Genomic DNA, 15263 nt, shown 5'->3' with positions numbered 1-15263 from the left:
GATCTTAAGCAGGTGGCGAAAGCGCGGCTCGCTGGCCGAGCGCACGCCGCACATCCGCATCGGCATAGCCTTGGAGATAAAGCAGCGCCGTGAGGTCGCCATGCGTGACCACGGCCCCCGTCGGCGAAGCCTGCGCGGCATCCCGCAGGATCGGCTTGGCACGGAAGGCAACGCCGAGCCCTGCTGAGGCCAGCATGGTGAGATCGTTCGCGCCGTCTCCCACCGCGATCGTCTCTGAGAGAGCAAGGCCATGCTCGCGCGCAAGCCGCGCGAGGGCATCTGCTTTGCCCTGCGGCCCGAGGATCGGCTCGCGCACACGCCCTGTGAGGCGTCCGTTCTCGATTTCGAGCACGTTGGCGACGACGTGGTCGAAGCCGAGACGCGCGCCGATGCGCTCCGCAAACAGCGTGAAGCCGCCGGAGATCAGCGCTGTCCTGGCGCCATTGGTGCGCATCGTGTGTACGAGCGTTTCGGCGCCGGGCATCAAGGTGGCGCGTTCGAGGATGGCGTCCAGCCGCTCGACGGCGAGGCCCTCGAACAATGCGACGCGACGCACGAGAGAGGACGCGAAGTCGAGCTTGCCCTGCATCGCGGCGGTCGTGATGGCGGCGATCTCGTCATGCCGCCCCGCGAGCTTTGCGATCTCGTCGATCAGCTCCTGCTCTATGATCGTGCTCTCCATGTCCGCACAGAGAAGGCGTTTCCGGCGCGGCCCCGAAGCCTCTGTGAGGAGGTTGATATCGACCGAGGCGGCGGCCACCGCGTCAGAGAGGAGAGTGCGGAGGCCGGAGATCCGCCCCGGATCCGCAAGCTCGAAACGCGTCTCCCAGGCATCTCCGCGTGAAAGCCAATGCCCCGTCGCAGAGACACCGGAAAGCGCTTCGGTGGCCGATTGCGTCACTGCATCCGTGAGTGCACCCGATCCCGGCTTCGCCGTCAGAGTGAGCGTCGCGATGTGAGCTGCGGTCATGAGCCGGTCTGTCCGTAAAATGCGAGGTCGAGCCGCCCCACATCGCCTGGATCGCGCGGGACGGCAAGCCCGGAGCGAGATGCGCGATGAGGAATGAGCGCTGGTGCTGCGTGCGCCGGCCAGGGTAGGAGTGCACACCGGTACATGGAAGCAGAGATCCGCCCGCTGCGGCCTTCGTGGCATTGTACGTTTGGATGAGAGCACGTTCGGATGAGGCAAGGTGCCGGGGACAAGGCGCCAACGGCTTGGAAGGAAGGATGACGATCCCCGCCCCCATACTGATCGCTGGGCCGACTGCCTCGGGCAAGTCCGCGTTCGCGCTTGCGCTCGCGGAAAAGGTCGGCGGCACGATCATCAATGCCGATGCCATGCAGGTCTATCGCGAGCTGCGCGTGCTCACCGCGCGCCCGTCCGACGCCGATACGCGCCGCGCGCCGCATCTGCTCTACGGGCACGTCGCGGCGGCCGATGCCTATTCGGCCGCGCGTTACGCCAGCGAAGCTCGCCGCGCCATCGACGAGGTTATCGAGACCGGCCGCGTGCCGATCATCGTCGGTGGCACGGGGCTCTACTTCAAGGCGCTGACTGAGGGCCTGTCGCCAATTCCTCAGATTCCGGACGAGATCCGGGCACGCTGGCGCCAAGCGGCCGGAGAGGAGGGGGCTGCCGCCCTGCACGCCGTTCTTGCCGAACGCGATCCTGAGATGGCTGCGCGCCTGCGTCCCACGGACCCGCAGCGCATCGTCCGGGCGCTCGAGGTGCTGGAGGCGACCGGCCGTTCGCTGGCGCGCTGGCAGGAGATCCCCGGCGAGCCGGCGATCACGATCGGGGAAGGGCGCGCGTTCGTCGTGGCGCCATCGCGAGAGGAGATGAGGCGCCGCATAGACGCCCGCTTCGATGCCATGCTGGCGGAAGGCGCGCTCGATGAGGTTCGCGCGCTCGTCGGCCTGGGTCTCGATCCGGATCTGCCGGCCATGCGCGCGCTCGGCGTGAAGCCGCTGGCCGAGCTTCTTGCCGGGCGGATGGCGAAGGAGGAGGCCGCCGAGGCCGCCAAAGCCGAGACCCGCCAGTATGCAAAAAGGCAGGTTACGTGGCTTCGTCGCAATATGATTACGTGGAAATGGATATTAGCGCAAGAAATGAAAAGTTTTGCGACAGAAATCAGAGATTTTATTAATTCTAAAGCTTGACCCTGCAGGGTGTGGCCCTTAGGGTGCCGCCGGAACCCACGACACTTGTGATGACATCCCCGGGGATCGACCCGGGGTAAGGCCCCCTTTGAGTGCTGCGGAAGAGTGGGAACCCGGCTTCCGAAAGGAAGCGCGGCCGGGCGAGGCGCAAAGGGGCACGCGGAGGTTTGAATGGCACGGACGATGACGGGCGCCGAAATCGTGATGAAGGCGCTCCAGGATCAGGGCGTCGAGCATATTTTCGGCTATCCGGGCGGCGCCGTTCTCCCGATCTACGATGAGCTGTTCCAGCAGGAGAAGGTGAAGCACATCCTGGTGCGCCAGGAAGGCGGCGCGCTGCACGCTGCGGAAGGCTATGCGCGCTCGACCGGCAAGGTCGGCGTTGCGCTCGTTACCTCGGGACCCGGCGCCACCAACGCAGTCACCGGCCTCACCGACGCGCTGATGGATTCGATCCCGCTCGTCTGCATCACCGGCCAGGTGCCCACCCACCTGATCGGCAACGACGCGTTCCAGGAATGCGATACGGTTGGCATCACGCGCCCGTGCACGAAGCACAATTGGCTCGTGAAGAACGTCAACGACCTCGCGCGCATCATTCACGAGGCGTTCTACATCGCCAAGGCAGGCCGGCCCGGTCCGGTTGTCATCGACATTCCGAAGGACGTGCAGTTCGCAACCGGCAACTACGTCGGTCCCTCGAACATCGCGCACAAGACCTACAAGCCGCGCGTGAAGCCTGAGCCGACCGCCGTCCGCGACGCGGTGGACCTCATCGCGTCCGCCAAGCGCCCCGTGTTCTACACCGGCGGCGGCGTGGTCAACTCGGGCCCGAAAGCGAGCCAGCTCCTGCGCGAGTTCGTGCGTCTCACGGGCTTCCCGATCACGTCCACGCTGATGGGTCTCGGCGCTTATCCCGCATCCGACAGGCAGTGGCTCGGCATGCTCGGCATGCACGGCACCTACGAAGCCAACCTCGCGATGCATGACTGCGACGTCATGATCAACATCGGCGCGCGCTTCGACGACCGCATCACCGGCCGCATCGATGCCTTCTCGCCGGGCTCGAAGAAGATCCACGTCGACATTGATCCCTCCTCGATCAACAAGAACATCCGCGCCGACATTCCGATCATCGGCGATTGCGCCTATGTGCTCGAGGAGATGCTGCGCGTCTGGAAGGCCAAGGCTCCGCAGATCGACAAGATCGCGCTGAAGTCGTGGTGGAAGGAGATCGACAGCTGGCGGGCCAGGAAGTCGCTCGCCTACACCAACTCGACCGAATACATCATGCCGCAGTACGCCTGCCAGCGTCTCTACGAGCTGACCAAGGATCGCGACACTTACATCACGACCGAGGTCGGTCAGCACCAGATGTGGGCCGCGCAGTTCATCAATTTCGAGGAGCCGAACCGCTGGATGACCTCCGGCGGCCTCGGCACCATGGGCTACGGCCTTCCCGCCGCCATCGGCGTGCAGTTGGCCCACCCCAAGTCGCTGGTCATCGACGTGGCGGGCGACGCCTCGATCCTCATGAACATCCAGGAGTGCTCGACGGCGGTGCAGTACCGCCTGCCCGTGAAGGTGTTCATTCTGAACAATGAGTACATGGGCATGGTGCGCCAGTGGCAGCAGCTCCTGCACGGCAACCGCCTGTCGGAGAGCTACACCGAGGCGCTGCCCGATTTCGTGAAGCTCGCCGAGGCTTACGGCTGGACCGGCATGCGCTGCGATCATCCGGCCGATCTCGATGACGCGATTCGCGAGATGATCAACACTAAGGGTCCGGTGATCTTCGATTGCCGCGTCGCAAAGCTGGCTAACTGCTTCCCCATGATACCCTCGGGCAAGGCCCACAACGAGATGCTCCTCGGCGAGAACGTTTCCGACGAGGAGGTCTCGAAGGCGATCGGCAAGGAAGGAAAGGTGCTCGTGTGACGCTCACCGGCGGTCTTCGCTTCGCTGCTCTCTCGGTCGCGGCGGCTGTGCTTCTATGCGCAGCCGGAGCGCCGATGGCCCATGCCACGGGCACGGAGCCGGAGAAGCCGGACGGGACCGCAAATCAGGCGGCATCGGAGGCCGCGACCTGGGATCAGGTGGCGAGCATCCGCGGTGCCGCCGAGAGGCTCGGCCGTCTGCACCGGGCGCGCGGCGCCAAGGCGGCCTACGAGCTGATCGACAACTGCTACAAGACCCACAGCCTCGCCTCCACCTACGGCGAAGGGTTCGAAGCCTGCATCGCCCAGGACTATCTGGAGACGCGAACGCTGATCCAGGTCTACTCGCGCATGCCGCCGGAAGCCCTTCACAAGCTCGGCGTTCCCTCGCCGCAGGAGCTTGCCGATAGCATGGGCCAGCGGATCTCGGCGGCGTTCCAGCGGTACAAGAAATCCCAGGCCTATGCGGACGAGGTAAGACGGCTCGTCGATACGCATGGCGCTCCGGTGTTCTTCGCGATCGTCTTTCCCGAAGCGGTGAAAGCGATCGAGGATAAGAAAGCTAAAGAGAAGAAGTAAGCGGCGATGATCAACACCAATCCTCAGACTCACTACGCAGGCCCGGCCCTTCGCCAGGAGGTCGAAACGCGCACGCTGTCCGTGCTGGTCGACAACGAGCCGGGCGTTCTCGCACGCGTCATCGGGTTGTTCTCAGGCCGCGGCTACAACATCGATAGCCTCACCGTGACTGAGACGGAGCACGAGAAGCATCTCTCGCGCATCACCGTCATCACCCGCGGGACGCCCGCCGTTCTGGAGCAGATCAAGCATCAGCTCGAGCGTCTGGTGCCCGTCCATCGCGTGCGCGATCTCACCTTCGAAGGCATCTCCCTCGAACGCGAGCTGGCGTTGGTCAAGGTCGCTGGCAAGGGCGAGAAGCGCATCGAGGCCATGCGTATCGCCGAGATCTTCCGCGCGCAGGTCGTAGACACCTCGCTCGAGCACTTCGTTTTCGAGATCACCGGAAAGCCCGGCAAGATCGACACCTTCATCGGCCTCATGACCGAGCTCGGGCTCGTCGAGGTTTCGCGCACCGGCATCGCCGCCATCGGGCGCGGCGCGGCTGCGATGTGACGATGAGAGCCGAAGCGAAAGAGTGCCGCGGAGAGCGGGGCGCCTTAGAGGCTCGGACGCCGTCCGCCCTTCTTGGGCGACGCTTGCATCTCCGCGACCGAAAGCGCGAGCCGCGAGAAGGTCACGCTCTGATCGCTAGCGAGATAGGTGCTCTTGTCGGACGATTGGAAGCCGACGGCGCCATCCTTTGCGGGATAGAGCGGCTCGGCGCGCGGCGAGGAGCCGAGCGACACCATGAAGGCCGAGAGCTTCTGCCGGTATTTGCCGGAGGCCGCGCGTTCGCACTTGTTGGCGCCGACCGCCTTCTCGCAGGCTTCGATGTTGGAATAGGTCTGGGACGAGGCTTCATGGCGCGTCACCGCGCGCTCGATCGCCGCCGCGCAGGCCGTAACAGCCTCCTGTCCGAACGACACGCAGTCGGAGGCGCTCGCGATCACGCCGCGCATGGCGGGAGACTGGGGCGCGTCGGCAGAGGTGGTGTTGGCGTTGCCGCAGCCGCCGAGCAGGGCGGCGAAACCGAAAAGGGCGATGACGCGGGCAAATACAAGGGTACGCATGGGTTTGCAGCTTCCGGCCAGAAGACGACAGGCCATTCTGCTGTCCCACCTCTTTCGGATCTGTTAATCACGTCGCGGCAGCCGTTTTCGGCCTCCCGCGGCGCAAATCCGCCCATCTCCGTCTTGGCCGTTGAAACGGCGCCGAGCGGCGGTGTAACGTCCGGCGACCTTTCGGGGATGCCCGGTTTCCACTCCTTCCGGGGCGTTCGTCCCGTCTCCTTCACCCTCCGATAATCACAAACCGCAAGAGAGAACGATGCGCGTTTATTACGATCGAGATGCCGACATCAATCTGATCAAGTCGAAGAAGGTTGCCGTTGTCGGCTACGGCAGCCAGGGCCACGCGCACGCGCTCAACCTGCGCGACTCCGGCGTCAAGGACGTGGCGATTGCGCTCCGCAAGGGCTCCGCCTCCGCTCAGAAGGCCGAGAAGGAAGGGCTGAAGGTTCTCGAGGTCGCGGAAGCGGCGAAGTGGGCCGACGTCATCATGATGCTCACCCCCGACGAGCTCCAGGGCGACATCTACAAGGAGCACCTCGGCCCCAACATGAAGCAGGGCGCAGCTCTTCTGTTCGCCCACGGCCTCAACGTGCATTTCAACCTGATCGAGCCGCGCGCCGATCTCGACGTCGGCATGGTCGCTCCCAAGGGCCCCGGCCATACCGTTCGCGGCGAGTATCAGAAGGGCGGCGGCGTTCCGTGCCTGATCGCCGTGCACCAGGACAAGAGCGGCAACGCCCACGACCTGTTCCTCTCCTATGCGTCGGCCATCGGCGGCGGCCGCTCGGGCGTCATCGAGACGACCTTCAAGGAGGAATGCGAGACCGACCTCTTCGGTGAGCAGGCCGTGCTTTGCGGCGGTCTGGTCGAGCTGATCCGCGCCGGCTTCGAAACGCTGGTCGAAGCAGGCTACGCGCCCGAGATGGCCTACTTTGAGTGCCTGCACGAGGTGAAGCTGATCGTGGATCTCATCTACGAAGGCGGTATCGCCAACATGAACTACTCGATCTCCAACACGGCCGAATACGGAGAGTATGTCACCGGCCCGCGCGTGATCACGCCCGAGACGAAGGCAGAGATGAAGCGCGTGCTCACCGACATCCAGACCGGCCGCTTCACGCGCGACTGGATGCTCGAGTGCAAAGCTGGCCAGCCGAGCTTCAAGGCCACGCGCCGCCTGAACGACAGCCACCAGATCGAGGAAGTGGGCGCCAAGCTGCGCGCCATGATGCCCTGGATCTCGAAGAACAAGCTGGTCGACAAGGGCCGCAACTAAGCGCGCCCTTGGCTTAACCGCCGACCTGTCAGCAGCCCGCCTTTTGTTGCGCGAATGCCGCGCCCGGAAGGCGGGCTGCTGCGTTTGCAGCGTCAACTCTGGAAAGGCGCCCCGATCAGGCGCATCGTGCGATTGCGCATGCAAGTAACAGGGAGCGCAGAACAATGAAGCGGACTATCCTGACTGTGGGGTTTGCAGCGATCGTTGCTTTGGCCGGCACCATTGCTTTCGATGCCATGAGAGGTCCGGAGCAGGGCGCGGCAATTGCGGCGAAGGGCTATAAGACCTGCAAATCGAAACTTTCGACCGGAAAGACAAAGACATGGCGCTGCGGCCAGGATCAGGCTTGCTGCGTGAACAAGTCCTTGAACCTTTACGTCTGCGGCTATCCCGGACTGGGCTGCCTCTAGAGCTCCAGACGGTCGAGCTGAACGCTCTGCCTGCGGTCACGGCGCAGCGAAAGCGCGCTCGTGGCCGTTTGGTCCGCCACATGCGCGCGTGAGCGCTCGCCACGCCCCGCCGGCGGCCCGTCCGGGCCCGGCCTGCGTCGTCCAGCGAGGAGCCGCGATCCGACGGCTTGTCCGTAGTAGGCAAGGCGTAGAAAAAGCGGCATCGCAACCCCCGTTACGCATAGAAAAAGAGGACGACCGTCCGGAGTTTTGCGCTGCAAAACGCCGGCATTCCGTCATCGCATTCTCAATGTGAATGGCGGGTTAATGGCCCTCTGAAACAGGAGTGGCATCCGCAGCATAAATAGAAAAGATCATTAGGCCAATGGGTTGCTGAATTTGTAGGCAGTCTGATGAAGTTGACTGATCAAATTTGAGGACATGTGCACCGCCCAAAAGGAAGTGCCAGGCGGAGCTTGCACTTTGTTTGGTCAGTGAAGTTATAAATTCAGCAACTGTTCATATGGGATAAAAATCCCAAACGATGTCCTCTGAGACCAAAAGGCAGGGTCTGGGAAATTCGCTCTCGGGAAAGAGAAAGCCCAGGCGATTGGCTGAGGGGGCAAAGGAGGAAGCGGTGGGTGTCAGGAAAGTATCGCGGAGCCGGACGGTCGAAGACCGGCTGAAAGACATTCAGCACGAGATCCTGATTGCCGTTGCATCCGGAAAGCCGCTGCCGGAGGTCATGGCGCTTCTGTGCAAGCGCGCCGAAAAGATTGCTCCCAACGCGATTTGCTCCATCCTGCGCGTGGATTCCAGCGGCCGCCTGCGCCCGCTTGCGGCGCCCTCGCTGCCCGACGCCTATTCCCAGGGCATCGAAGGCGTGGAGATCGGCCCGATGGTGGGCTCGTGCGGCAGCGCCGCCTATTATGGTGAGCCGGTCGAGGTTACCAGCATCAAGACGGACCCGCGCTGGGCCGTCTACAGAGAGCCGGCGCTTGCCCTCGGCCTCAAGGCCTGCTGGTCGAGCCCGATCAAGTCTCACGACGATCGCGTCATCGGAACGTTCGCTTTCTATTTCCGCACCACCCGTCGCGCCAGCAAGCTCGAAAAGCGCATCGTCGAGCGGTGCGCGCATCTCTGCACGCTCGCCATCCAGCATTGGGCTGCACAGAACAGAATTCGCCGCCTCGCTTTCCGTGATCCGCTGACCGGGCTCGGAAACCGCGCGCTTCTGGTCGAGAAGTTTCCGACAATTCTCGAGCGCGCCAGGAGCCGGGGCAAGGAGGTCGCGGTCTTCTACGTCGACATCGATGGCTTCCGCACCATCAACGCCCAGCAGGGCCACAAGATCGGCGACCAGCTTCTGACTAACATCTCACGCCGCATCCGCAATGTGGCAGCCGACGCCGATCTCATCGCGAGGCTGGGCGCCGATGAGTTTCTGATCGTGCGTACAGCGCGCGAGAGCCGCGCCGAGTTCGAGGCCATGGCTGTCGAGCTGACCGACGCGCTGCGTGATCGCTATGTGCTGGAGGCTGGCCTCGAGGTGAGGGCCGCCGCGTCCGTCGGCGTGGCGTGCTTCCCCGATGACGGCGAGGATCTCGATGCCCTGATGGGGCATGCCGATACGGCGCTCTCGCGCGTGAAGAGTGGCGGCCGGGCTGGACACGCGTTCTACACGGCTCGCATGGACGCGGAGAAGCGGGCGCGCCGCGCATTCGAGCGCGACGTCTCCGCCGCAGTCAAGGCAGGTCAGCTTTCTCTCGTCTTCCAGCCGCAGGCCGATGCGCACTCGTGCGCCGTGCGCGGTTTCGAGGCACTGCTGCGCTGGAACCATCCGATCCACGGCTTCGTCTCGCCGGCCAAGTTCATTCCCGCCGCCGAAGCCTGCGGCGCCATCGAGGACATCGGCACGTTCGTCCTGCGCGAGGCCCTGCTGCAAGCCGCGAAGTGGCGGAAGAACCTGCGCGTGGCCGTGAACGTCTCGCCCGCCCAGATCATCCGTGCGGACTTCGCCAAGCATGTCGAAGGCCTGCTGGCGGAGACCGGCGTCGATCCCGGGCGTCTCGAGATCGAGGTCACCGAGAGCCTATTCATCTACGACGCAGGCGCGGCCCTCAACACGCTGCAACGGGTCAAGGCACTCGGCGTAAGCGTGGCCATGGACGATTTCGGCACGGGCTATTCGTCGTTGAGCACGTTGCGCGCGTTCCCGTTCGATCGCATCAAGATCGATCGCAGCTTCATTTTCGACATGGTGACGAACGCGGACGCCGCGGCGATCGTCAACTCCATCATGGGGCTGGGGCGCGCCTTGGGCCGCCCTGTTGTCGCCGAAGGCGTGGAAACGCGCGATCAGCTGGATCTTCTGCAGGTCCAGGGTTGCAACGAGGTGCAAGGATATCTGATCGGCAAGCCGTTGCCGATTGGAGCCTACTCCGACATCACGGGTGTCGAGGAAGAGGCCTCGCAGGCCACTCCACCCCAGGAGCCGGAGCGTCCGGCCGTCGTGGTTGCACCGCCGCGCCGTGGCGGTGATATGCTCTCAGTCGTTGCTCCCAAACGCGGCCACGCGATTGCGTCCGGCTGATTTGGCGTCGTAGAGCTTGGAGTCCGCCCTCTGCACGAGCATCTCCGCGTCGTCGCCCTGCCTGAACTGCGCTACGCCGAATGACGCGGTCAATTGGCCGATCTTTTGATTGGTTTCACGGATCGTGAGCTTCTTGCTTTCGAACTGTCGGCGGATGCGCTCCGCGATCGACTTCGCCGCATCCAGCTCTGCCATCGGCAGGATGATGGCGAACTCCTCGCCGCCGTAGCGGATGACTGTATCGCCCTCGCGGACGCCGGCCTCGATGACGCGCGAGAACATGCGGATGATCTCGTCGCCGACTTGATGTCCGAATGCATCGTTGACGCGCTTGAAGTGATCGATGTCGCACATGACGAGCGAAAGCGACGACTTCTTCTGCTTGCAGTCGAGGATCGCCTTTTCCATCGTCACGTCGAAGCAGCGCCGGTTCCCGACGCCCGTCAGCGGATCCTTGAGAACCACTTCCTCCGCTTCGCTCAGGCTGGACCGAAGCGCCTCGATCTGTTTGCGCAGATCCTCGAGCTTGGATTTGAGCTCGGTGCTGTCCTGGCGCATGCGCTCGTTCTCAGCGACGAGCAGGCTCACGATGACGCGAACCTGCTCGGCTTCCGTCAGACCGGACAAGCGCGCCTGCGCGTTTGCAAGCGACTTGGCATAGCTGTCGTTGGTCGTGATGTGCGCGCGGATCAGGCCGAGAACTTTTGACAACTCGCGGTCGAGCGTCTGGCTCGCCTTTGCGATCTTCTCGGCAGAAACGCCGGACTTGCCGCCCGAGAAACCAGCGGCGAGCTTCGGCCCGAGCCACGACACGAGCAGACCGAAGCCGGCGATGACCGCGAAGCCGATGGCGGATATGCCGAGGATGCCGAGCGGATTGTATTGCGTTTCGAGGACAGCGCCTCCGCCCATGCGCTCGGCACGCAGGGTGCGAAGAGGCGAGAGATCAAGATCCGACGCAGCCAGGAGAGCCACGAGAATCGCGCCAAAAATCACTCCCCCAGCGGCCAACAAACCGCGCTGGGTCGAGGACAAGTCTCGGAATGAAATCATGAGGAGACACTTTGTCGAGCGATACGGAAAGTGATGCGCAATTACGCCCCACACCTACAACTTATGGCGTCATCCGAACATGTGATAAAGTAGACCATAAGTCGAGCTTACGGCCGAAAACACGCAGATTCAGATCGCCGATCCGTATAGGCACGGAGGATCTATTGGCATTGCAGTGTGACACTGCTCACCGCTGCGGGTGCCGAATCCCGCATCAAAGAGCCGCTTAATAGGAACGCCTCCGTCCGGATAAATCCGTCGGAGGAGATATGAACGACGCCAGCCTAAGCGATTCTGCTTGGCCTAGGAAGAAACGCCGAGGAATGCAAGTTTAGTACGGCACTTCTGTCTAGGCGAGCCGAGATGAAAAAGCCGAGAGGAGGGAGATGTGCGCCGGACACGGCGGCAAACGCGTAGCTGTATAGAGCCAGGGCTCGGTTCTCGCAGGGAAATTCGTGCTTTTGATCGCGCTGATCCGACGTCGTGCGATCAGCGCGTGCGAATTTTTTCTGCCCGATGTGTCCACGCGAGCGCGCTCTCCAGACGGTCGTTCCCCCAAAAGACTTCGAAATCTTCTGTTACAAAACTCGGCGCTCCGAACAGTCCGAGCTTCGCCGCCATTTCGGTCTCGCTCCGCAGTTGTTCTTTGATTTCGGGGCTTTGCGCGCGCTCGAGGATCCCGTCCGCATCGCTGGAGAAATGATCCAGAACAGAGCGGATCACGGCGGGATCGGAAATCTGGCGCCCGTGGGCGAACTCCTCGCGGAACACCTGCGCACAATAGTCGCCGGCCCAGCTTTCCTCTGAGACCGCAACCGCCACGCGCGCGGCGATGAGACTGTTTTGCGGAAAAGGATCCGGCCGCACCAGGGCGAGCCCGAGCTCGTCGCAAACACGCTGAAGGTCGCGCCACATATAGGCGCCCTTGGCCGGATAGAGATTGAAAGGCGACGTGTTCCAGCCCTGCGCTTTGAAGATCGCCCCAAGCATGAACGGGCGAAACCGCACGTAAACGTGCTGTTCCGCGGCGAGCGCCTGAATGCGTTGCGAGGCCGGATAGGAATACGTCGATCCGAAGTCGAACCAGAAATCGAGTTGGGGGAGGCTCATGGCGGAGGCTGCGTCCTGCGAACGTTCAAACGGCTTGGATCAGGTCATAGGCGACGGGCGCGGCGCTTGCGACCAGCAGCAACGCCATCGCCACGTTGAAAACACGTGTCTTTGACGGCGTGTCGACGAGGCGGCGCATGAACGTGCCGAACGCGGCCCACGCAGAGAGGCAGACGAACGCCACCGCGGTGAACACGAGCGAGATCAGCGCAAGGCTTCCCGTCGCCGTGTCCGGAACGGTGAAAACCGCCGTTGCGGAAAGCGCCACCGCCCAGGCTTTCGGGTTCACCCACTGGAAGGCTGCCCCGTCGAGCGCCGAAAGCGGGCGCCCGCACGCATCGTTATCGAGGGCGGCCGGTGTCGCATCGCTGACGGCTACTTTCCACGCGAGCCAGAGCATGTAGGCGAGCCCGAGGATTTTCACGCCGGTATGGACCCATGAGCTCGACTGGATCATGGGTCCAAGGCCGATCCCGATCGCAATCAGCATGACGACGAATCCCAGCGTGATGCCGGTAACCAGAGGCAGCGAGCGCGGCACGCCGTAGTTGAGCCCTGACGTCATCACGAGCAGATTGTTCGGACCGGGCGAAATGGACGATACGATCGCGAACCCGATGAGCGCGATCAGAAGATCGGACGACATGCAAACCCCGAGGTCGGTTATCTGCGCACTATAGCCTATGGCCCACATATGCGCCGCGTCCATCAAGGACCAGCGTTCCAGTTTTTCATGAGCACCATCATCTTTCGCGCGGAAGATCCCAGAACGAGCGGCTCCATTCGCCGTGCGCATCGGCCCTGCTGAGGCCGATGTCCTTGAGCGCGCGCTCGTCGAGCTGCATCAAGGCTCTCCGCTCTCGAAGCGTTCGGAATACGCGCTCGATGACGAGAAAGGCCAGCAGCGCACGCTGTTTGTAGCTCGCTCTCGGAGCAAGGGAGTGCAAGATGTGCGAGGATTGGGCCATGAGATCGCTCCCGGGCTTGAATGGGAGCGTTTTCTAGGGCAGGAGATGGCATTAGAGAAGAAAATGTATTTCATGAGAATTATAACGTATCGTTATGATGGGTGGGTGCTGTGGTTCGCAACATCGACACGGGGCTGCTGAGAGCCTTCACCACCGTTGTGGAAACCGGCTCCGTCACCAAGGCGGCCGCCGCGTTGAGTCTCACGCAAGCCGCCGTCAGCCAGCAGATCAAGCGTCTCGAGGACTTGTTCGATAAGCCTTTGTTTGCGCGCAAGCAGCGCAGGCTGGTGCTCACGCCCGAAGGCGATCAGCTTCTTCCCCTCGCCCAGAAGCTGATTGCTCTCAACGACGAGACGTGGCGGGCGATGGCGGCACCCGCGTTCGACGGAGAGGTGCGCCTTGGCGTGCCCTACGATCTGGTGGCGCGCTTCCTGCCGAAAGTGCTTCGCCGCTTCGATAAACGCTTTCCCAATGTCCGCGTGTCGCTGATAACCAGCACGTCGCGCCTGTTGCTGGATGCCTTGGGCCGGGGCGAGCTCGACCTCGCGCTCGCGACAGAAGCCTCGCGCCCGGCACGGGCGGAAAGCCTGCTCGTCGACCGGCTGGTCTGGGTCGGAGCGGCCGGTGGAGACGCCTGGCTCAGGGACCCGCTTCCGGTTTCGCTCGGCGCCGAGACGTGCGCCTTTCGCCCTTATGCGCTGGCGGCCTTGGCCAAGTGGCATCGCGGCTGGCGGCCTGTCAGCGAGTCGAACAGTCTCGAGCCCATGGTCGCCACCCTCGAAGCTGATCTTGCTGTGGCGCCGATGCTCACCTGCGCCGTGCCCAAGGGGCTCGTGATCTTGAGTGCAGCGGCCGGCCTCCCCAAATTGCCGCTGTGCCATGTCAATCTCTACCTGCCACGCAACACCCAGAACGACATGGCGACGGAGCTGGCGTCCGTCCTGCGCGAGGAGTTCGATCTGCGGGGCAGGGACACACCGCTCCGGGCCCGGCGCAAGGCACCTGCAAACACCTGACATAGCCTCGGATCGGCTGAATTGAGGAGCGACACATGAACTTCGATCTCGCGAATAAGGTAGCCCTGGTCACCGCGTCGTCCGGCGGCATCGGGCTCGAGATTGCCCGCTCTCTCGCCGCTGAGGGCGCGCGCGTCGTGATCAACGGGCGCACCCAGGCGAGCGTCGACAAGGCGATAGCCGACATCCGTGCCGGGCTGCCCAAGGCCGACCTGGTGCCCCTTGCCACTGACAACGGCACTGCGGAAGGATGCGCCGCGACCATCGCGGCAATTCCTTCCGTCGATATTCTGGTCAACAACCTCGGCATCTACGAAGCAGTCGGCTTCTTCGAAGAGACGGATGCGGACTGGCAGCGCTTGTTCGAGGTGAACGTGATGAGCGGCGTCCGCCTCACGCGGCATTACCTGCGCGGGATGCTCGATCGCGGCAAAGGCCGCGTCGTCTTTATCTCGAGCGAATCCGGCGTGAGCCCCGCGCCTGAGATGGCCCACTACAGCGCCACCAAGACCACGCAGCTCAGCATCTCGCGCTCGCTTGCGGAGCTGACGAAAAACACCAACGTCACCGTCAATTCCGTGCTGCCCGGCCCCACGCGCACCCCGGGCGTCGAGGAGTTCATCGGCGGCATCTATCCGGGATTGAGCCAAGCCGACGCGGAGCGCAAGTTCATCGCCGACAATCGTCCGACCTCGTTGATTGGACGCCTGATCGATCCGAAGGAGATTGGCGATACGGTTGCTTTTGTCTGCTCTGATCGCGCCTCCGCCATAAACGGCTCGTGCATCCGCGCCGAAGGCGGCCTCGTCCGCACCGTGTTCTGAAGCCCGGTTTTATTGGCTTAAACGATGCGAGCGTGCAGCGGCCAAAGCGCACTGGGCCGCCGCACGGCTTGCCATGTGCAGGGCGAGCTGTTATACGGCGCCTATGTTCAACTCAGCCGGGGAGGGCTGCATGACAACCACACGCTCGCTTCTTCGCCCGGTTTGGATCGTCCGGCACGTTTGAGTCGGCAATCCGCTGGCCGCATGTGCGGCTTCCTCGATCGTTCGAGGCAATTCCCAAAATCT

The 15263-nt window shown here is 63.3% G+C and carries 16 protein-coding genes; 9 read left to right on the top strand and 7 right to left on the bottom strand.

What is annotated here, in order from left to right; all coding sequences use genetic code 11:
* Positions 1-4 precede the first annotated feature (4 nt).
* Positions 5-970 (bottom strand): phosphoserine phosphatase SerB, encoded by a 966-nt coding sequence (gene serB / locus PE058_RS14625; protein WP_271028733.1) that lies wholly within the window; start codon positions 968-970, stop codon positions 5-7.
* Positions 971-1227: 257 nt separating this feature from the next.
* On the opposite strand from serB, the gene miaA reads away from it, so the two are divergent.
* The 4 genes from miaA (at position 1228) to ilvN (ending at position 5231) form a co-directional block, all read left to right on the top strand.
* The gene (gene miaA, locus PE058_RS14620; protein WP_271028732.1) at positions 1228-2160 is read left to right on the top strand and encodes a tRNA (adenosine(37)-N6)-dimethylallyltransferase MiaA; all 933 of its coding nucleotides are present in this window, start codon (positions 1228-1230) and stop codon (positions 2158-2160) included.
* 171 nt (positions 2161-2331) lie between these two features.
* Positions 2332-4098 (top strand): acetolactate synthase 3 large subunit, encoded by a 1767-nt coding sequence (locus PE058_RS14615; protein ID WP_020086190.1) that lies wholly within the window; start codon positions 2332-2334, stop codon positions 4096-4098.
* Positions 4099-4172: 74 nt separating this feature from the next.
* Positions 4173-4676: a hypothetical protein gene (locus PE058_RS14610; protein WP_156827391.1), complete on the top strand. Its 504-nt coding sequence runs from the start codon at positions 4173-4175 to the stop codon at positions 4674-4676.
* Positions 4677-4682: 6 nt separating this feature from the next.
* Positions 4683-5231, top strand: a complete 549-nt coding sequence (gene ilvN, locus PE058_RS14605; RefSeq protein ID WP_020086192.1) for an acetolactate synthase small subunit — start codon at positions 4683-4685, stop codon at positions 5229-5231.
* A gap of 44 nt (positions 5232-5275) precedes the next feature.
* Here the strand turns inward: ilvN and PE058_RS14600 are convergent, their stop codons facing one another.
* A complete protein-coding gene (locus PE058_RS14600) occupies positions 5276-5788 on the bottom strand; it encodes a DUF1190 domain-containing protein (protein ID WP_020086193.1) in 513 nt (170 codons plus the stop codon).
* A 256-nt stretch (positions 5789-6044) separates the two neighbouring features.
* Between PE058_RS14600 and ilvC the strand changes: the two genes are divergently transcribed.
* Positions 6045-7064, top strand: coding sequence for a ketol-acid reductoisomerase (gene ilvC / locus PE058_RS14595; RefSeq protein ID WP_020086194.1), 1020 nt, complete (start codon positions 6045-6047; stop codon positions 7062-7064).
* Between the two features lie 164 nt (positions 7065-7228).
* Positions 7229-7474: a hypothetical protein gene (locus PE058_RS14590; protein WP_020086195.1), complete on the top strand. Its 246-nt coding sequence runs from the start codon at positions 7229-7231 to the stop codon at positions 7472-7474.
* Here PE058_RS14590 and PE058_RS14585 read toward each other — a convergent pair.
* Entirely contained in the window at positions 7471-7677 is a 207-nt protein-coding gene (locus tag PE058_RS14585) for a hypothetical protein (RefSeq protein WP_156827392.1), read from the bottom strand. The genes PE058_RS14590 and PE058_RS14585 overlap by 4 nt on opposite strands.
* A gap of 413 nt (positions 7678-8090) precedes the next feature.
* Between PE058_RS14585 and PE058_RS14580 the strand changes: the two genes are divergently transcribed.
* On the top strand, positions 8091-10046 hold the full coding sequence (locus PE058_RS14580; RefSeq protein WP_245257673.1) for a putative bifunctional diguanylate cyclase/phosphodiesterase: 1956 nt from the start codon (positions 8091-8093) through the stop codon (positions 10044-10046).
* Here PE058_RS14580 and PE058_RS14575 read toward each other — a convergent pair.
* The 4 genes from PE058_RS14575 to PE058_RS14560 form a co-directional block, all read right to left on the bottom strand.
* Entirely contained in the window at positions 10002-11021 is a 1020-nt protein-coding gene (locus PE058_RS14575) for a GGDEF domain-containing protein (RefSeq protein ID WP_271028731.1), read from the bottom strand. The two genes, PE058_RS14580 and PE058_RS14575, sit on opposite strands and share 45 nt — an antisense overlap.
* Before the next feature lie 567 nt (positions 11022-11588).
* Positions 11589-12209, bottom strand: coding sequence for a 2-hydroxychromene-2-carboxylate isomerase (locus PE058_RS14570; RefSeq protein WP_271028730.1), 621 nt, complete (start codon positions 12207-12209; stop codon positions 11589-11591).
* A 25-nt stretch (positions 12210-12234) separates the two neighbouring features.
* Entirely contained in the window at positions 12235-12855 is a 621-nt protein-coding gene (locus tag PE058_RS14565; protein ID WP_026868072.1) for a LysE family translocator, read from the bottom strand.
* Between the two features lie 97 nt (positions 12856-12952).
* Positions 12953-13177: a DUF1127 domain-containing protein gene (locus tag PE058_RS14560; protein WP_020086200.1), complete on the bottom strand. Its 225-nt coding sequence runs from the start codon at positions 13175-13177 to the stop codon at positions 12953-12955.
* Between the two features lie 110 nt (positions 13178-13287).
* Between PE058_RS14560 and PE058_RS14555 the strand changes: the two genes are divergently transcribed.
* Positions 13288-14193, top strand: a complete 906-nt coding sequence (locus PE058_RS14555) for a LysR family transcriptional regulator (RefSeq protein WP_271028729.1) — start codon at positions 13288-13290, stop codon at positions 14191-14193.
* Between the two features lie 35 nt (positions 14194-14228).
* On the top strand, positions 14229-15017 hold the full coding sequence (locus PE058_RS14550; RefSeq protein ID WP_271028728.1) for an SDR family NAD(P)-dependent oxidoreductase: 789 nt from the start codon (positions 14229-14231) through the stop codon (positions 15015-15017).
* The last annotated feature ends 246 nt before the right edge of the window (positions 15018-15263 follow it).

Origin of the sequence: Hyphomicrobium sp. DMF-1 (assembly GCF_027886585.1) — a bacterium.
Taxonomy (GTDB): Bacteria; Pseudomonadota; Alphaproteobacteria; order Rhizobiales; family Hyphomicrobiaceae; genus Hyphomicrobium_C; species Hyphomicrobium_C zavarzinii.
Note: the sequence above shows the minus strand (reverse complement) of the source record. Positions and strands in the feature narration are given on the sequence as shown.